We start from the raw sequence: 15,889 nt of genomic DNA, 5'->3' as shown, positions 1-15,889 counted from the left end.
GATCTCCTGCCCGTACGCGCCGATGTTCTGCACGGGCGCGGCGCCGACCGTGCCGGGGATCCCCGACATCGCCTCTATGCCGGCGAGCCCCTCGCGCACGGCGTACGCCACGAGGTCGTCCCAGTCGTGGCCCGCCTGCACCGTGAGCCTCGCGAAGCCGGGCCGCGGTGACGGCATCCGCTCGATGCCCTGGGTCAGCACGCGTACGACCGTGCCCTCGAACGGCCCGTCGCCCATGAACAGGTTGGACCCGCCGCCCAGGACGAGCCACGCGCTGTCTTCGGTCCACGCCTCGTGCAGCGCCGCGACGAGCTCGCCCTTCGTGCGGGCGTCGATCATCCGCGTGGGCGGGCCGCCGGTGCGCAGCGTGGTCAGCTGCGCGAGCGGGATGGGAGTGACGTCGGGCATGGGCTACGCGGCGAGCGGGCGCACGCGCACGTGGGCCTTGCCGAGCACGGTAACCTCGCCGTGCGTCACGGTGAGGTCGATTCGCACGGCGTCGTCCGCGATCGCACCGACCTTGGCGACGACCGTGAGCGTCGCGCCCTCTTCGGGGTCGACGACGACCGGACGTGTGAAGCGCACGCCGTACTCGAGGATGCGGCCGGAGTCGCCCAGCCACGGCACGATCGTCTCAACCGCGAGGCCCATCGTGAGCATGCCGTGCGCGAGGACGCCCGGCAGGCCGACCTCGGCGGCGATGTCGTCGCGGTAGTGGATGGGGTTGAAGTCGCCGGACGCCCCGGCGTACCGCACGAGCGATTCGCGCGTGAGGTGCACGTCGCGCTGGGCGACGACGTCGCCGACGATCAGCTCGCTCATTCGTCACCTCCGACCAGCAGCACAGAGGTGGCGGTGACGACGTGACCGCCCGCGGCATCCGTGATCTCTGCTTCGCTCGTGACCATCGCGTTGCCGCCGACCGAGCGGATGCCGGTGACCGACAGCGTCGCGGTCAGCTCGTCGCCCGCCACGATCGGGCGGGAGTAGCGGAAGCGCTGCTCGGCGTGCAGCACGCGCGACAGCTCGATGCCCGAGTCGGGCTCCGCGAGCAGCTGCTGGAGGGTCTGGTCCTGGATGACCATCGCGAAGGTCGGCGGTGCGACGACGTCGGGATAGCCGAGAGCCCTCGCCGCGCTCGGGTCGGTGTGCTGCGGATCATCGGCGAACACGGCGCGCGCGAACTCACGCACCTTCTCGCGGCCGACGAGGTAGGGCGCGGTCGGAGGGAAGACGCGCCCGACGAGCTCGGGGTTCACTGGCACCATGACATCCTACTGAGCCGCACCTGGGGGCCTCGGGCCGATGCGGATGCCTCAGCCGTTCCGGCCGCGCAGCTGCCGCTGCACGCGGATCGCCTTGAGCGCCATCTGCACCGCGACCACCACGAGGAACGCGGCGAACAGGATGTTCCCGACGAACGGGTCGATGAGCGTCGCGATCCACGCGCCGAGCGCCGTCGTCGTGCACGCGGCCACACCCACGCACAGCGCCGCGACGATGTCGACGTTCCTGCGCCGCAGGTTGCCGACCGTGCCCGAGATCGCGGTGGGGATCATCATGAGCAGCGACGTGCCCTTCGCAACGAGGTCGCTCGTGCCGAACAGCAGCAGCAGCGCGGGCACGACGATCACGCCGCCGCCCACGCCCAACAGCCCCGAGAGCACACCCGTGACGACGCCGAGGGCCGCGAGGCCGAGTCCCGTCCACAAGGTGAGCTCGAGCTGCGCGTCGCGCGACGGGATCACGACGAAGAGACTCACGATCACGACGGCGAGGAAGGCGACGAAGCCCCAACGCAGCACGACCTGCGAAAGCCGGTGGAGCAGCCACGTGCCGATCTGCGCGCCGATCACCGCTCCTGCGGCGAGGATGATCGCCGGGATCCACGCCACCGCCCCGTGCACGGCGTACGAGATGACGCCTACGGCCGCCGTCGGGACGATCGCGGCGAGCGACGTGCCGGCGGCCAGACGCTGGTCGAAGTGCAGGAACAGCACGAGCAGCGGCACGATGACCGTCCCACCGCCGACGCCGAACAGACCCGACAGGAGCCCTGCTGCGAGGCCCGTGCCGATGCACGCGGCGAAGAAGCCCACCGACCTGCGCGGGTGGGTGCCCTCCGCGGCGGTCACTCCTCGGTCCTGGCTCCGTCGATCAGCCAATCCGAGCCGCTCTCGACGAGCGTGTAGACGTAGTGGTCCTCGAGCGGGATCGGCACATCGGCCGGCTCGCCGGTCTCATCGAGGAGGCTCTCGTAGTGCTCGGTCGTCGAGACGATGATCGAGCCGTCCTCGTGTGCGATGTCCGTCACGGTGATCTCGTAGCCCTGCACGGATGAGCCGAAGTCGGCTGATGCGAGCTCGAAGTCCTCGCACGTCGCAAGCCCGATGTTCTCGCGGAACGACTCGGTCGTCGCGGCGACGAACATGTCGCAGTCGCTCGCCGACCACGCGTCGTCGTACAGCTCCACCGTCGCGACGGCGGCGGTCTCATCCTCGCCGGACGGGCCGACGCCGGACGAGCTGCTGATCATGAGCGTGAGCGGGATGATCACGGCAGCCGCGGCGACGAGCAGGAGCAGGACGATGCCGATCACGAGCCAGACGATCCACGTCTTCGACTTCTTCGGCTCCGTCGCCGCGATGAAGCCTCCGGTCTGTCCCGGCGCGCCGACGTAGCCGCCGGGGTACGTGGACTGCGGGTAGCCCGGTCCGCCGGTGACGGGATACGTCACGGGAGCGGCGCCCTGCGCGCCCGGCGGGGGCGGCGGCACGGGCGGATACCCGACGGGCACCGCGGGCTGCTCCTGCGCGGGCGCCGCCGCCGTCGCCGCCTCGAGCTGCTCGAGGGACTCGACGACCTCGACCTCTTCGACGACCGGCTTGTCGCCGATCGGTGCGGCCACTTCGGTCGACGCGGATGCCGCGGGCGCGGCATCCGGTGCCGGAAGCGGCTGCGCATGCTCCGTCCAGCGCGTGCCGTCCCACCAGCGCAGCGCGCCGTGTCCGTCGTCGTACCAGCCTGGTGGGGTCGTCGCCATGACGGCAACCCTACTCCGTGGCCTGACACCGGAGCATCCGCCGGATGCTCCGCGGGCGCTTCCGTCTCGCCTTCGGCCCGTTCAGCGCCCGGGTCGTCTCACAGCCCCTTGCCGCCTGTCACCGGCAGCACGGCGCCCGACGTGTAGGTGGCGGCGTCCGACGCGAGATAGACGTACGCGCCGGCGAGCTCGGCGGGCTGCCCCGCACGGCCGAGGGGCGTGTCCTGGCCGAACTCCTCGATCCACTCGGGGTCGCCGCCGGTCGCGGGGATGAGCGGCGTCCAGATCGGACCGGGCGCCACGGCGTTGACACGGATGCCCTTCTCGCCGAGCTGCTCGGCGAGCGCCTTCACGAAGGCGACCTGTGCGGCCTTCGTCATCGCGTAGTCGATCAGGTGCGGCGACGGGTCGAACGCCTGGATGGACGCCGTGACGATGATCGACGAGCCCGGCTCGAGGTGCGGGACTGCGGCACGAGCGGTCCACAGCATGCCGTAGAGGTTCGTGCGGAAGACCCGGTCGAACTCCTCGGTCGTGAGGTCGCCGAGCGACTCGCGATCCTTCTGGTAGGCGGCGTTGAGCACGACGACGTCGAGGCCCCCGAGCTCCGCGACGGTGCGGTCGACGATGCCGGTCGCGAACCCCTCGTCGCGGATGTCGCCCGCGAAGCTGCGGCCGCGGCATCCGGCCTTCTCGATCCAGCCGACCGTCTCGTCGGCGTCCTCCCGCTCTTCGGGCATGTGGACGATCGCGACGTCGGCGCCCTCGCGCGCGAACGCGATCGCGACGGCGCGGCCGATGCCCGAGTCGCCGCCCGTGATGAGCGCACGGCGACCGCGCAGCCTGTCGGATCCGCGGTACGACTCCTCGCCGTGGTCGGGAGTGGGCCGCGTCTGGTCGGTCGTGCCCGGCTGCTCCTGCTCCTGCGGGGCGAACCCGTCGTCGGGCTGGGAGTGGCGCGGGTCCGCGCCCGGGGAATCGGTCATGACTGTCTCCTTCGTGACGAATGTGCGCCACGGTACGCGTCGTGCCCGATGTCTCCCAGGCGCTTGACACGGATGCGCCGGGCTGTCGACCTTCCCCGCACACGGGGGCCCGCCCGTGCCGCGGGCCGTTTGTCAACCCCCAGGGCGGATCGCGACGGCGGCGTATCGTTTCGACGGTGGAGGACTCTGACGTGGGCGCGAATGCGGGGACGAATGTGACCGAGTCCGACCAGGGGGGCATCGATTGGGTCGTGCTGCTGGCGGACATCGCGCTGGCCGGCGGCGTGCGGGTCGCGGTCGCGGAGTCGTTGACGAGCGGGCTCGTCGCGAGCGCGATCGGTGCGGGGCCCGAAGCCGAGGACTGGTTCGCCGGCGGGGTCGTCGCGTACCAGTCGAGCGTCAAGGAGGGGCTGCTGGGCGTCGAGCCCGGCCTCGACCCCGTGTCGGGTGAATGCGCGGAGCAGCTCGCGGTCGGAGTGCTGCGGGCGATGAAGGCCGACGTCGCCGTCTCGACGACGGGCGTGGGCGGACCCGACCCCCAGGACGGTCATCCGCCCGGGACCGTCTACATCGGGTGGGCCATGGACGGGTCGCACGGCCACCGTGCGCTGCGGCTGAACGGCGACCCCGAGCACATCCTGTCGCAGACCGTGACCGCGGCGGTGCGGTTGCTGCTCGACGCATCCGTCAAGCTCTGATCTCCCCTGCCGCTAGAGTCCGATCGCCTCGAGGAAGCCGTTGACGAAGACCCGGCGCGGGTCGAGACGGTCACGCAGGCCCGCGAAGCGCGCCCACTCCGGGTAGAGGCCGGGCAGGCGCGAGGCCGCGGTCGTGTCGAAGAGCTTGCCCCAGTGCGGTCGCGCGTCGAAGGGGGCGAGGGCCGACTCGAGCTCGGGCAGGAATGCCTCCACCTCGTGTTGCAGCGGCTTCCACGTGAAGTGCAGGGCGACACTGTCGCGACCGCTCGACGGCGCGAGCCATTGCGTGTCGGCCGCCACCGTGCGCAGCTCGCACACTTGCAGGAGCGGCGCGATGCGCGCCGCGAGCCCGCGCAGCACCTCGATCGCCGCGACGCCCACGGTGCGCGGCACGAGGTACTCCGACTGCAGCTCGTCGCCCGCCGACGGGGTGAACTCGAGCCGGAAATGCGGCAGACGCGCGAGCCACGGGCCGGGCACGCCGCCTTGCGTCGTGCACGGCTCTGCGCTCACACCGGGGAGCGGATGCAGCGGCTTCCCCGCCGGTGAGACGCCCAGCTCATCCGGCAGTCCGGGGCCGGGCCGGCCGGGGCGGTCCTTCACCCAGATCTGGTCGACGCGGTCGGGGTCCTGCCACGTCGTGAACAGCGACACGCTGTAGGCAGCCGCGGTGACGGCGTCGTATCGTTCGAGCACGCGGTCGAGCGCGGCATCCGGATACACCGTCTGCGCGACGTCGAACGTCGGCTCGACGCGAAGCTCGAGCGCCGTCGAGACGCCGAGCGCACCGAGCGCGACCACCGCGCCGCCGAAGTCGGCATCGTCCCGCGCGAGGCGATGCACGTCGCCGTCGGAGCCGACGAACTCCACGGCCTCGACCGCCTCGGCGAGCGACGCGTTGCGGTCGCCCGATCCGTGCGTGCCCGTGCTGACGGCTCCCGCGAGCGAGATGTGCGGCAGCGACGCGAGGTTCTCGAGCGCCCACCCTCGCTCCTGGAGCCACCGCGCGAGCTCGCCGTAGCGCATGCCCGCGGGGGCGCGCACGAGGGCGTGCTCGGAGTCCAGCTCGGGCTCGCCGCCGAGCGCAGCCGTCGAGACGAGGACGCCGTCGGTGTCGGCGATGCGGTTGAACGAGTGTCTCGAGCCGAGCGCCTTGACCCGAGGGGCGGATGCCACGACCCGCCGCAGCTCGTCGATCGTCGCCGGCGCGACGAGCTCGCGCGCGCTGTAGGTGAGGTTGCCCGCCCAGTTGGCGCCGGCTGCGGTCACGGTCGTCTCCCTCGTGGTTTGCCCTCCGAGACCGTATCGCGCCCGCGTCGGAGGTCGGTCGTACTCTTCGGGCATGGCGATGCGCCGAGAGATGCCGGGCCCGTGCGTGCTGTGCGGCGCGACGCGCGGCGAGCGCCGCGCCGGGCGCTGGTCGTGCGCGGTGTGCGGCTGGCGCGTGGGCGATGTGCCCGATCCCGATCTGCCGCTCCCCCGCATCGACGTCGTCTACTTCATCCGGTACGCCGACCGCATCAAGATCGGCACGTCGTCGCAGCCGCGCCGTCGGCTCGGAGCGATCTGGCACGACGAGCTGCTCGCGTTCGAGCGCGGCGGACGCGCCGTCGAGCAGGAGCGCCACCGCCGCTTCGCGCACCTGCGGGAAGGCGGCGAGTGGTTTCGGGCCGATGCGGAGCTGCTCGAGCACGTGCGCACGATCTCGGCGGCGGCGTCGCCGTGGGATGCGTACGCGCGCTGGCTCAGCGAGGCCCTGCAGCGCTGAACGCGTCGAAGAAGCGGTCGCGGAACTCGTCCATGCGCCAGACGGGCGCCGTGGCATCCGGATGCAGGCCTGCGTCCCATCCCCACGCGGCGATCGCCTCGAGCACCGCGGGGTCCTTCGCGATCACGTGTACCGGCACGTCGTGGTCGGCGTCCTCACCGCTCACGATCGCGTTCGGCTGGTGGTCGCCGAGCACGATGACCACGAGGTCGGGATCGTCGACGTGCTCGAAGAACGAGAACAGCGACCCGAGGGAGTACTCGATCGAATCTGCATAGAACCGCCGCACGGTCGCCGGGCTCTCCCACACCTCCGCCGCGTTTCTGCTCGCGCCTATCTGCCTGTCGAAGATCGCGTCGCGCTCGAGCTCGCCCCACTCGACGAGCGACGGCAGCGGGGCCCACGGCGAGTGCGACGACACGAGATCGACCTCGGCCATGACGGGCGGATGCTCCCCCGCCAGCTCGCGGTCGGCGAACCGTTTGAGCGTGTACTGGTCGGGCACTCGCGCGTACCCGAACTTCGGGCCGCGGTAGCCGAGGTTCCTCGTGTCGTAGAGCGCGTCGAACCCGTAGAACTCCCGACCCTCGTCCCACGCGCGGATGTTCGACGGCACCACGCCGACCGTCCGCCACCCCGCCTGCTGGAACGCTCCGCTCAGGGTGAGCCGGTCGCTTCCCAGCACCTCGGCGTAGTCGGCCTGCGTGTCGACCCACAGCCCGCTCTGCAGCGTCGCGTGCGCGAGCCAGCTCACACCGCCGAAGGTGGGCGACGTCAGCCACGCGCTGCGCATCTCATATCCGTCGTCGGCGAGTGCGGACTCGCCCTCGCGAAGCACCTCGACGACGCCGCGCGAGACCGGGGTGCCGTGCAGTGCCGCCTTGCCGTAGCTCTCGACGAACACGAGGAGGACGTCCTTCCCACGCAGCGCGGTCAGCAGGCGTGATGACGGGACATCCGCGAAGTCGTCGTCTGAGATCCGTCGCGCGAGGTCCGCCTGGGCGCGCAGGGTCGCCTCGGTGCGTGCGGCAGCGGATCCGATCGAATCAGCGGATGCCGCGGCCGCCACCTGCCCCGCACCGCCGACCGGCACCGCCACGAGCGCCGCGACGATCCACGCCGCGGTCACCGCCGCGAGCGCGCCGCGTCCTCGGCGCGGGCGGCGGCGGAGCGCCGCATCCGTCCTCATCGCCGCCCACGCGAGAGCCGCGCCGGTGCCGACGAGAATGACGACGATCGCCGTGAGGACCGCGGATGCCGCGAACTCGCCGATCGAGTCGACGAGCACGCCGTACGCGTCGCTGAGCTGCGGCCAGTCGATCAGCACGAAGCGCGCCCCGACCGCCGCGCGGTAGCCGCTGTCGATCGCCGCGAGCGCGATCGCGGTGACCACGAACGTCCCGAAGACCGCTGCGACGGCCCACCGCCCCGCGCGCCACGGGATGAGCGCGAGCACGAGCAGCGCCACGAGGGACTCGACCGGAAGGCGCACGAGTCCGAGCGCCGAGCCGTGCTCGACGAATCCCGGCACGAGCGGCACGACGACGAGCACCGCGATCGCGACCCCGAGCCCCAGACGCCCCCGCGTGCCGAGAGCGCCCGTGTCCGCTCGCGGGATCGGGATCATGGCATCCGGTAGGGAACGGGCCTCCACCCGGCCTCGGGCAGCGACCGCTCGCCGTCGAGCATTCCGACTCGATCCGACAGCGCGTATCGCAGCAGCACGACGTCGCCGATCTGCGCGCTGCCCGCGAGACGGGCGCGACGCGAGGCGGTCCACGGGAAAGAGCCGGCACCGAAGGCGCGCGGGGCGCGCGGCTCTCCGACGAAGAAGGGCGCGATCACGAGGTGCAGCTCATCGGCGAGGTCTTCCTCGAGGAACTGCGTCAGCACGGTGCCGCCGCCTTCGACCATGAGGCTGCGGATGCCCTGCGCGCTCGCGAGGTCGTCGAGCACGGCCGCCATCGTGACCTGCTCGCCGACCCCCACGACCGTCGCGCGGTCGCCGAGCACGTCGCGCAGCGACTCCACCAGGCCGTCCGGGCAGTAGACGATGCGCGGCGACTCGCCCGTCGTGAAGAAGTGCGCGTCGGGCGGCAGGTCGCCGGTCGAGGTCACGGTGATCTTGGCGGGCGACCACGGCTTGCCTTCCGCGACCCGCCGCGCGCGACGGTCGGGGTCGCGCACGAGCAGTCGCGGGTTGTCGCGCCGCACGGTCGAGGCGCCGACCATGATGGCGTCGTTCTGCGAGCGGACCTCGTCGACGCGGTCGAGGTCCGAGGCGTTCGACATGGCGAGCCGCTGCGGCGCGGTGCTGTCGAGGCATCCGTCGATCGACATCGCGCAGCTGAGGGTGACGTACGGTCGCTCGCTCATGTCGCTATCCTCCCCCGTACGCGCCCCCGGTCCCAGGGGGTTGCGGTGGCCAGGCGAGAAGGTCCTCGTGCGAGACCGTCACGCGCAGCCGTCCGACGGCGTTCTGCGCGAGGCGGGCGCGCCGCAGCTCGTCGGCAGGTCGGGCGAGGTCGGGCCGCTGCTCGACGGCGGCGGTCAGCCATCCGTCCAGCCACTGCGCGATGAGAGGGCCGTCGGATGCCGCGAGCCGCCAGGGCGTCGCCGCACGCCGCACGCTCCAGCCGGCCGCCTCGAACAGAGCGGCGACGAGCGGCACGGCGTGCGGTCCGAGCATCCGGCGCCCGGCCGTCTCGCGTCGCTGGTGGTCGTTGAACGCGGCGACGAGGTCGCGCTCGATGCCACTGGTGCGCGGGAGGGGCGGCTCGATGCGGACTCCGCCCGTCACGGTGAGGCTGAACAGGGCCGGTGTGTGCGCGTGGACGCATGCGGCGACGACGTTGGCGGCTTCTTCGGCGGTGATGACGTCGAGCAGGGCGGATGCCGTGACCGCCGACGCGCCGCGGAAAGCGTCGAGCGGAAGAGACGTCAGATCCTCGACCGTCGGTTCGGCGACGACGGGGTCCCCGTGTGTATCGGTCGTCGAAGAGAGGTCGACGTGGTTGAGGATGCCCTCGTCGCCGTCGCGAAGCACCCACCGCTGGGGTCCGCCGAGGCGCGGCGCGAGCCAGCGGGTCATCGCGCCCGTGCCCGCGCCGAGGTCGTGCACGACGAGCGGGCCCGGCGGAAGCATCCGTGCCAGGTGCTGCGCGAGGTCTGCCGAGCGTGACCGGTCGTCGGCAGCCGCCCGCTGGGCGAGCCAGTCAGGGGCTGCGACCGAGATCGAGGTCATGCGGCCTCCAGGACGTCGGCGATGGTGGCGACGGTGTCGTCCCACGTCGGCAGGTGCTCGCGCGCGCGGCACGCCTCCGCTCGCAGGCGCTCGCGGAGCACGGGGTCGGTCATCCACGAGGTGAGCGCGTGCGCGAGCGCGTCGGGGTCGTCCGGACGCACGAGGATCGCGCCGCCGCCGACGACCGTATCGGGGATGCCGCCGACGGCGGTGCCCACGACGGGGATGCCACGGGCACGGGCGTCGGCGATCGCCATGCCGGCGCTCTCGACGCGAGACGGCGCCACGAGAAGCGCGCTGCGGCGGTAGGCGGCGGCGAGGGCCTCGCCGACAAGCACACCGGGCAGGCGCACCCGGCCGTCGAACGCCGCGGCTCGCTGTGCGATGCGCTCGGCGTACCCGCGATACGAGTCGGTCGAACCTGCGATCGTGCACCTCCAGTCCTTCGTCGGCACCCGGTCGAGGGCGTCGAGCAGCAGATCCTGGCCCTTGTGCGGTGCGACGACGCCGACGCACAGCAGGGCCGCATCGTGCTCCGGCTCAGGTGCGTCGGCGCCACGTACGCCGGGTCGGGCCACCGTGATGCGATCCGCGTCGGCGAGGCCGCGGCGGGCCACCTCTTCGCCGGTCCAGCGGCCCGTCACGATCACGCGGTGGGCGTGGCGCAGCATCCGTCTCTCGGCCTCGATCTCCGGCTCGGTCGCGTCGGGGAACGCGGCGACGAGCATATGCGCGAGCACCGCGATCCGCAGCCGCCCCGCAGCCGCCTCGACCTCGGGCGCCGCCCACCCGGCCGCGAGCCCGTCGATGAGCACGAGTGTTCCGTCGGAGGCGGAACGGAGAGCGGATGCGACGCCCGCCCCGTCCGCGCACTCGACGATCGAGACCGTCCAACCGCGCTCGCGGAGGCCGTCGCGCACTTCGCGGTCGTACACGTTGCCGCCGCTCACCCGTGCCGGATCGTCGATGCCCTTCGGGACGACGAACCAGACGACGGGCGGTGAGGTCACGGCAGCTCGACCTCGTACGACGCCCACGCGGTGTGCGATTCGTGCAGCGTGACGGTGATTCCGTTGAGGGGCGCCCCTCCGAGACCGCCGCCCCGCGCGTGCTCGGCGAGCCGGTCGCCGATGATCTGGCACAGGCGCTCGGTGGTCGTGTTCACGCCGGCGAGCTCGGGCACCTCGTCGAGGTTGCGGTACGTCAGCTCGCCGACGATGTCGCGCAGAGCCTCGCTCGCGCGGCCGATGTCGACGACGATGCCGTTCTCGTCGACGTCGGCCGACCGGAACGTCGCGTCGACGAGGAAGGTCGCGCCGTGCAGCTGCTGCGCGGGGCCGAACACCTCTCCGCGCAGGCTGTGCGCGATCATGATGTGGTCGCGGACGGTGAGGCTGAAGGTCATGCCTCGCTCCAATCGATCGTGTGGCACAGCGCACCGGCGGTGCCCTCGGCGAGGTCGGCGGTCAGGCGTGGAAGGTCGGTCCAGGGCGAGCTGTCGGCGAGAAGCGTGTCGAACGCGGGATCCGCGAGCAGGCGCAGGGCGAGCGCCAGGCGGTCGTGTGTCGACCTTCGCGACCGTCGGCTCGCGGCGACGGCGCCGACCTGGCTGGAGCGGATCGTGAGCCGACGCGAGTGGAAGTCGGCCCCGAGGTCGAGCGGAATCGGGCGGCTGCCGTACCAGCTCGCGACGACGATGAGCCCGTCGGTGGCCGCCGCGCGGAGTGCGTGCTGAAGCCCCGCACCGTTGCCGCTTGCTTCGATGACGATGTCTGCGGGCGGCAGCTCGTCGGCGGGGTCGGCGAACCCCACGCCGAGAGACGCGGCGACGTCGGCCTTCGCGGGGTCGACGTCGACGATCGTCACCTCGACGCCGGGGATGCGGCCCGCGAGTGCCGCCACGGCGCATCCGATCATTCCCGCCCCCACGACGATGACACGATCGCCGAGGTGCGGCTCCGCGTCCCACAGGATGTTGACGGCGGTCTCGACCGCGCCCGCGAGGACGGCACGGCGGGCAGGCACATCGTCGGGCACGACGGTGAGGGCGTCGGCCGGGACGACGAAGCGCGACTGATGCGGGAAGAGCGAGAAGACCGTGCGGCCGACGAGGTCGTCGGGTCCCTCCTCGACGACGCCGACATTGAGGTAGCCGTATTTGACGGGGAACGGGAAGTCACCGGATTGGAAGGGCGCCCTCATACGGTCGCGCTCGCTCTCGGGCACTTCGCACCGCGCCACGAGGCTCTCGGTTCCGCGGCTGATGCCCGTCCAGAGCGTGCGCACGAGCGCCTCGCCGTCGCCGCGGGGCGGCAGCGGCTCGGGGCGGTGTTCACCCTCGCCCGGGGCCACGATCCACCATGCGATGGCCGCGTCTGTGGCATCCGCGTGAACCGCGGCGGGTACGTTCGTCGTATCCATGGTGACCGCCATGAAATCTACACGGAGAGCACATGGGAAACGTTCAGTGGGTGCCGTGGTGGTTCGCGGTGGTAGGGTTTGCCGCCTTGATCGCCGCGTCGGCCCTCAGCCCCCTGTCTCCATGGGGATTCGGCGCAGGAATCGCGTACCTCGTCGTGTCGAACCTTCTGCTCGCGCTCGGGCTGCGCAGACGCGGTGCGGCACGGTTCGGGCAGGCCAACATCGTGACCGCGACACGGTCAGTCCTCGTGGGGCTCATCACGGCGATCGTCGTGTCGTCCTTCACCGCTGCCGTCTCGACGCCGCTGCTGGTGACACTCGCCGCGATCGCTCTCGCCCTCGACGGTATCGACGGATACGTCGCCCGGCGCACGTCGAGCGAGAGCGAGCTCGGCGCGCAGTTCGACATGGAGGTCGACGCGTTCCTGCTGCTCGTGCTCAGCGTGTGCTGCGGGCCGATCGTCGGCTGGTGGGTGCTCGCCTTCGGCCTCATGAGGTACGCGTTCGTCGCGGCCGGGCTCGTGCTGCCGTGGATGCGCGAGACGCTGCCGCCGCGGTTCTGGCGCAAGGCGGTCACCGCGATCTGCGGCATCGCCCTGACGGTCGTCGCCAGTCGCCTGCTCCCCGAGGTCGTCGCCGCGATCGTCGCGCTCGCAGCGCTCGCCCTCCTCGTCGAGTCGTTCGCACGGGATGTGACGTGGCTCGTGCGCACCCACCTGTCGCGGGTGAACCGCTCGGGCATCCGGCTCGTGTCCACTGAGGAGGCCTCGACAGAGGAGGCCTGAACCGCCAACATTCACTCGAAGCGAACCACTCGCAGAAGGAAGGGTCGGACATGAACGGAAGCGGCGGGCGTGTGCTCTGGGTCATGCGCATCCTCAGCGCGATCGCCCTCCTCGTGGCGGGCGGCATCCATCTCTACCTCGTGTTCGACGGCGTCGGCGGCATCCTGGGCGTGCTCTTCGTCCTGAACGCGATCGCCGCCCTGGTCCTCGCCGTCGGGATGGTCTTCCTGAAGGGGCGCCTGCTCCAGGTCGCGACCGTCCTGAGCCTGCTGTTCCTCATCGCGACACTCGGCTCGCTGCTTCTGGCGCTCACGGTCGGGCTGTTCGGCATCACCGAGACGTGGGACTTCACGCTCGTTCCCGAGACCGTCATCGCCGAGTCGATCGGCATCGTCATCCTCTTGATCACGACGGTGCTCGTCTTCCGCCGGTCGCCGGCGGTCGAGTCGGCGCGCTAAGGCGCGAGGAGCTGCGAGACGCGGTCGAGCGCTCCAGGAACGAGCTTGTAGTACGCCCACGTGCCGCGCTTGCTGCGCTCGAGGAAGCCCGCCGTGGTCAGGACCTTGAGGTGATGCGACACCGTCGGCTGGCTGAGCCCGACCGGTTCAATGAGGTCGCACACGCACGCTTCCGAACCCTCGGATGCCGCGACGATCGACAGCAGGCGCAGACGGGCCGGATCAGCCAACGCCTTCATCGTGGTGGCGAGCTGCTCGGCCTCGTCGGCAGACAGGGGCTCACGCACGAGCGGCGCGCAGCACGCGTCTGCAATGACGCCGGCGACGTCGGTGGCTTCGAGAACCGTGAGCATACATCGATGCTAGTCGATATTGACAACCATCGATACGTCGGCCCAGAATCGGACATCGAAGCTCATCGATATCCGGAGGCTCCCTGATGACTCTGCTCGACATCACACCGCGTGTCACCGAGAACGACCGGCTGGCCACCCTGCCGGTCGCCATCATCGGCGCCGGTCCCATCGGACTGGCAGCGGCCGCCAACCTCGTCGAGCGCGGGATCGACTTCGTCGTGCTCGAGGCGGGCGCCGAGGTCGCGGCGAGCGTGCATGCGTGGGGTCACACGCGGCTCTTCTCGCCGTGGCGACACCTCGTCGATCCGGCATCGCGTCGCCTGCTCGAAGCGCGGGGGTGGGAGCATCCGGACCCAGATCGCGCACCGCTGGGCCGTGAGCTCGTGGACGACTACCTCGCCCCGCTCGCCGCGCTCGAGCAGCTCGCCCCCCGCATCCGATACGGCGTCGAGGTCATCGGAGTCGCTCGCGAGGGCATGGATCGCACGCGCACCCGCGGACGGGCGGGGGTGCCGTTCGTCGTCAGGCTCCGAGACCGCGGGGGCAGTGTCGACGAAGTGACGGCGCGCGCGGTGATCGACGCCTCCGGCACGTACACGTCGCCGAATCCGCTCACATCGAGCGGACTCGAGCTTCTCGGGATGACCGAGATCGCGGACCGCGTGACGGATGCCCTCCCCGACGTGCTCGGTCGAGACCGCGAGTTCTTCGCGGGCCGCCATACGACGGTCGTGGGCGCGGGTCATTCCGCGGCAAACACTCTGCTCGCGCTCGTGGAGCTCGCGCGCGAGGTTCCGGGCACATCGGTCACGTGGCTCATCCGCAACGCGCAAGCCGCGCGCGTCTCGCCCACGGAGGATGACGAATTGGCGGACCGCGCCCGCCTCGGCAACAGGGTCGATCGAGCCGTCGCAGAGGGGCGGATCGCCGTTCTCGACCGCTTCGAGATCATCCGTGCGCGACGCGCGGGCGGTGCCGTCGAGCTCATCGGCCACCGCCGAGGCGACGTCGTGACCCACACGACCGAGGTCGTCGTGAACGCGACGGGGTTCCGCCCGAACCTCGACATGCTCCGCGAGATCCGGCTCGAACTGGATGAGATCGTCGAGGCCCCACGACGGCTCGCACCTCTGATCGACCCGAATGTCCACTCGTGCGGCACCGTCGAGCCGCACGGATTCCGTGAGCTCACGCATCCGGAACCCGGATTCTTCATCGTGGGCATGAAGTCGTACGGCCGTGCGCCGACGTTCCTGCTCGCGACCGGCTACGAGCAGGTGCGCTCGGTCACGGCGTGGCTCGCGGGCGACACCGCATCCGCCGCGGACGTGAAGCTGACCCTGCCCGCGACGGGCGTGTGCTCGACGGATGTCGGCAATGGCGGAGGATGTTGTTCGTGACGCGCATCCGACCGATGACGCCCGCCGACTGGCCGGCGGTCGAGCGCATCTACGCCCAGGGCATCGAGGACGGCGAGGCGACCTTCGAGACCGGGACTCCCTCGTGGGAGGTGTTCGACGCGAGCCGCCTGCCGGAGCTGCGTCTCGTCGCCGTCGACGACGGGGACGAGATCGTCGGGTGGGCGGCCGCGTCGCCGGTGTCGAGCCGTGCCGTGTATCGCGGCGTGGTCGAGCACTCCGTCTACGTCGACCGTCGCGCGCGCGGGGCGGGCATCGGCCGAATGCTGCTCACCGAACTCCTCGACGCCGCGGACGCCGCCGGCATGTGGACGGTGCAGTCGAGCATCTTCCCCGAGAACGTCGCGAGTCTCCGCCTGCACGAGACCGCAGGGTTCCGGGTTGTCGGCCGCCGCGAACGGATAGCGAAGTCCGGTGCCGGCCCGCATGCGGGCCGATGGCGTGACACCATACTCATCGAGCGCCGCAGCCTGACGGTCGGCGTCGACCCGGAGGCCGCACCATGACCGACAGACCGACGGTGCTCTTCGTATGCGTCCACAACGCAGGCCGCTCGCAGATGGCGGCCGGTTACCTGCGCGCGCTCGGCGGCGATGCCATCGAGGTGCTGTCGGCCGGATCCGCGCCGAAAGACGCGATCAATCCGGTCGCGGTGCGGGCGATGGCAGAAGAGGGCATCGACATCGCGGATGCGACGCCGACACCGCTGACG

At 71.4% G+C, this 15,889-nt stretch carries 20 protein-coding genes and 1 pseudogene; 7 read left to right on the top strand and 14 right to left on the bottom strand.

The genetic code is table 11. From position 1 onward, the window contains the following. The 6 genes from VFF97_RS12560 to VFF97_RS12535 form a co-directional block, all read right to left on the bottom strand. The coding region (locus tag VFF97_RS12560) for an FAD-binding protein (RefSeq protein WP_325033830.1) at nucleotides 1-408 on the bottom strand (408 nt) is incomplete at its 3' end. 3 nt (nucleotides 409-411) lie between these two features. Next, nucleotides 412-822, bottom strand: coding sequence for a MaoC/PaaZ C-terminal domain-containing protein (locus VFF97_RS12555; RefSeq protein ID WP_325033829.1), 411 nt, complete (start codon nucleotides 820-822; stop codon nucleotides 412-414). Then, the gene (locus tag VFF97_RS12550; RefSeq protein ID WP_325033828.1) at nucleotides 819-1,265 is read right to left on the bottom strand and encodes a MaoC family dehydratase N-terminal domain-containing protein; all 447 of its coding nucleotides are present in this window, start codon (nucleotides 1,263-1,265) and stop codon (nucleotides 819-821) included. Before VFF97_RS12550 ends, VFF97_RS12555 begins: the two co-directional genes overlap by 4 nt. A 51-nt stretch (nucleotides 1,266-1,316) precedes the next feature. Next, nucleotides 1,317-2,135 carry a sulfite exporter TauE/SafE family protein gene (locus tag VFF97_RS12545; RefSeq protein ID WP_325033827.1) on the bottom strand — a complete coding sequence of 273 codons (819 nt, stop codon included), beginning with the start codon at nucleotides 2,133-2,135 and terminating at the stop codon, nucleotides 1,317-1,319. Further along, nucleotides 2,132-3,043: a DUF2510 domain-containing protein gene (locus tag VFF97_RS12540; protein ID WP_325033826.1), complete on the bottom strand. Its 912-nt coding sequence runs from the start codon at nucleotides 3,041-3,043 to the stop codon at nucleotides 2,132-2,134. Before VFF97_RS12540 ends, VFF97_RS12545 begins: the two co-directional genes overlap by 4 nt. A 98-nt stretch (nucleotides 3,044-3,141) precedes the next feature. Then, nucleotides 3,142-4,029: an SDR family oxidoreductase gene (locus VFF97_RS12535; protein ID WP_325033825.1), complete on the bottom strand. Its 888-nt coding sequence runs from the start codon at nucleotides 4,027-4,029 to the stop codon at nucleotides 3,142-3,144. A gap of 176 nt (nucleotides 4,030-4,205) precedes the next feature. Between VFF97_RS12535 and VFF97_RS12530 the strand changes: the two genes are divergently transcribed. Continuing rightward, nucleotides 4,206-4,727, top strand: coding sequence for a CinA family protein (locus VFF97_RS12530; protein WP_325033824.1), 522 nt, complete (start codon nucleotides 4,206-4,208; stop codon nucleotides 4,725-4,727). Between the two features lie 12 nt (nucleotides 4,728-4,739). Here the strand turns inward: VFF97_RS12530 and VFF97_RS12525 are convergent, their stop codons facing one another. Further along, complete coding sequence (locus VFF97_RS12525; protein WP_325033823.1) at nucleotides 4,740-5,996, bottom strand: D-arabinono-1,4-lactone oxidase; 1,257 nt, start codon at nucleotides 5,994-5,996, stop codon at nucleotides 4,740-4,742. Nucleotides 5,997-6,069: 73 nt separating this feature from the next. Between VFF97_RS12525 and VFF97_RS12520 the strand changes: the two genes are divergently transcribed. Continuing rightward, on the top strand, nucleotides 6,070-6,495 hold the full coding sequence (locus VFF97_RS12520) for a GIY-YIG nuclease family protein (protein ID WP_325033822.1): 426 nt from the start codon (nucleotides 6,070-6,072) through the stop codon (nucleotides 6,493-6,495). On the opposite strand, the gene VFF97_RS12515 is transcribed toward VFF97_RS12520, so the two are convergent. Genes VFF97_RS12515 through VFF97_RS12490 form a run of 6 tightly spaced genes read right to left on the bottom strand, consistent with a single transcriptional unit; the run spans nucleotide 6,473 to nucleotide 12,160 of the window. After that, nucleotides 6,473-8,122, bottom strand: a complete 1,650-nt coding sequence (locus tag VFF97_RS12515; RefSeq protein ID WP_325033821.1) for a CDP-alcohol phosphatidyltransferase — start codon at nucleotides 8,120-8,122, stop codon at nucleotides 6,473-6,475. The genes VFF97_RS12520 and VFF97_RS12515 overlap by 23 nt on opposite strands. Next, on the bottom strand, nucleotides 8,119-8,871 hold the full coding sequence (locus VFF97_RS12510) for a RibD family protein (RefSeq protein WP_325033820.1): 753 nt from the start codon (nucleotides 8,869-8,871) through the stop codon (nucleotides 8,119-8,121). Before VFF97_RS12510 ends, VFF97_RS12515 begins: the two co-directional genes overlap by 4 nt. Nucleotides 8,872-8,875: 4 nt before the next feature. Then, entirely contained in the window at nucleotides 8,876-9,739 is an 864-nt protein-coding gene (locus VFF97_RS12505; RefSeq protein WP_325033819.1) for an SAM-dependent methyltransferase, read from the bottom strand. Continuing rightward, nucleotides 9,736-10,749 (bottom strand): glycosyltransferase family 4 protein, encoded by a 1,014-nt coding sequence (locus VFF97_RS12500; RefSeq protein ID WP_325033818.1) that lies wholly within the window; start codon nucleotides 10,747-10,749, stop codon nucleotides 9,736-9,738. Before VFF97_RS12500 ends, VFF97_RS12505 begins: the two co-directional genes overlap by 4 nt. Next, a complete protein-coding gene (locus VFF97_RS12495; protein ID WP_325033817.1) occupies nucleotides 10,746-11,144 on the bottom strand; it encodes a 6-carboxytetrahydropterin synthase in 399 nt (132 codons plus the stop codon). The genes VFF97_RS12500 and VFF97_RS12495 overlap by 4 nt, the downstream gene beginning before the upstream one ends. Next, on the bottom strand, nucleotides 11,141-12,160 hold the full coding sequence (locus VFF97_RS12490) for a zinc-binding alcohol dehydrogenase (RefSeq protein WP_325033816.1): 1,020 nt from the start codon (nucleotides 12,158-12,160) through the stop codon (nucleotides 11,141-11,143). Before VFF97_RS12490 ends, VFF97_RS12495 begins: the two co-directional genes overlap by 4 nt. Nucleotides 12,161-12,192: 32 nt before the next feature. Between VFF97_RS12490 and VFF97_RS12485 the strand changes: the two genes are divergently transcribed. Continuing rightward, nucleotides 12,193-12,945, top strand: a complete 753-nt coding sequence (locus VFF97_RS12485; RefSeq protein WP_325033815.1) for a CDP-alcohol phosphatidyltransferase family protein — start codon at nucleotides 12,193-12,195, stop codon at nucleotides 12,943-12,945. A 50-nt stretch (nucleotides 12,946-12,995) separates the two neighbouring features. Next, entirely contained in the window at nucleotides 12,996-13,403 is a 408-nt protein-coding gene (locus VFF97_RS12480) for a hypothetical protein (protein ID WP_325033814.1), read from the top strand. Here the strand turns inward: VFF97_RS12480 and VFF97_RS12475 are convergent. Beyond that, nucleotides 13,400-13,756 carry a metalloregulator ArsR/SmtB family transcription factor gene (locus VFF97_RS12475; protein ID WP_325033813.1) on the bottom strand — a complete coding sequence of 119 codons (357 nt, stop codon included), beginning with the start codon at nucleotides 13,754-13,756 and terminating at the stop codon, nucleotides 13,400-13,402. The two genes, VFF97_RS12480 and VFF97_RS12475, sit on opposite strands and share 4 nt — an antisense overlap. Before the next feature lie 86 nt (nucleotides 13,757-13,842). Here VFF97_RS12475 and VFF97_RS12470 point away from each other — a divergent pair, with 86 nt between their 5' ends. From VFF97_RS12470 to VFF97_RS12460, 3 genes and pseudogenes are all read left to right on the top strand, one after another. Continuing rightward, on the top strand, nucleotides 13,843-15,159 hold the full coding sequence (locus tag VFF97_RS12470; protein ID WP_325033812.1) for an NAD(P)-binding domain-containing protein: 1,317 nt from the start codon (nucleotides 13,843-13,845) through the stop codon (nucleotides 15,157-15,159). Beyond that, nucleotides 15,147-15,683, top strand: a complete 537-nt coding sequence (locus tag VFF97_RS12465; RefSeq protein WP_414684257.1) for a GNAT family N-acetyltransferase — start codon at nucleotides 15,147-15,149, stop codon at nucleotides 15,681-15,683. The genes VFF97_RS12470 and VFF97_RS12465 overlap by 13 nt, the downstream gene beginning before the upstream one ends. After that, a pseudogene (locus VFF97_RS12460) lies at nucleotides 15,680-15,889 on the top strand (heat-shock protein HtpX); the annotation flags it as partial. The gene VFF97_RS12465 and the pseudogene VFF97_RS12460, both read left to right, overlap by 4 nt.

The organism is Microbacterium sp. (assembly GCF_035687345.1).
Taxonomy (GTDB): domain Bacteria; phylum Actinomycetota; class Actinomycetes; order Actinomycetales; family Microbacteriaceae; genus Microbacterium.
This window is presented reverse-complemented; position numbering and strand designations above follow the sequence as displayed.

Bases quoted from the DNA above. Each gene is read 5' to 3' on its own strand.
- VFF97_RS12485 (WP_325033815.1), top strand. From the start codon at position 12,193: ATGGGAAACGTTCAGTGGGTGCCGTGGTGGTTCGCGGTGGTAGGGTTT.
- VFF97_RS12495 (WP_325033817.1), bottom strand. From the start codon at position 11,144: ATGACCTTCAGCCTCACCGTCCGCGACCACATCATGATCGCGCACAGC.
- VFF97_RS12540 (WP_325033826.1), bottom strand. From the start codon at position 3,043: ATGGCGACGACCCCACCAGGCTGGTACGACGACGGACACGGCGCGCTG.
- VFF97_RS12520 (WP_325033822.1), top strand. From the start codon at position 6,070: ATGGCGATGCGCCGAGAGATGCCGGGCCCGTGCGTGCTGTGCGGCGCG.
- VFF97_RS12515 (WP_325033821.1), bottom strand. From the start codon at position 8,122: ATGATCCCGATCCCGCGAGCGGACACGGGCGCTCTCGGCACGCGGGGG.
- VFF97_RS12490 (WP_325033816.1), bottom strand. From the start codon at position 12,160: ATGGATACGACGAACGTACCCGCCGCGGTTCACGCGGATGCCACAGAC.
- VFF97_RS12505 (WP_325033819.1), bottom strand. From the start codon at position 9,739: ATGACCTCGATCTCGGTCGCAGCCCCTGACTGGCTCGCCCAGCGGGCG.
- VFF97_RS12480 (WP_325033814.1), top strand. From the start codon at position 12,996: ATGAACGGAAGCGGCGGGCGTGTGCTCTGGGTCATGCGCATCCTCAGC.
- VFF97_RS12475 (WP_325033813.1), bottom strand. From the start codon at position 13,756: ATGCTCACGGTTCTCGAAGCCACCGACGTCGCCGGCGTCATTGCAGAC.
- VFF97_RS12535 (WP_325033825.1), bottom strand. From the start codon at position 4,029: ATGACCGATTCCCCGGGCGCGGACCCGCGCCACTCCCAGCCCGACGAC.
- VFF97_RS12465 (WP_414684257.1), top strand. From the start codon at position 15,147: ATGTTGTTCGTGACGCGCATCCGACCGATGACGCCCGCCGACTGGCCG.
- VFF97_RS12470 (WP_325033812.1), top strand. From the start codon at position 13,843: ATGACTCTGCTCGACATCACACCGCGTGTCACCGAGAACGACCGGCTG.
- VFF97_RS12555 (WP_325033829.1), bottom strand. From the start codon at position 822: ATGAGCGAGCTGATCGTCGGCGACGTCGTCGCCCAGCGCGACGTGCAC.
- VFF97_RS12510 (WP_325033820.1), bottom strand. From the start codon at position 8,871: ATGAGCGAGCGACCGTACGTCACCCTCAGCTGCGCGATGTCGATCGAC.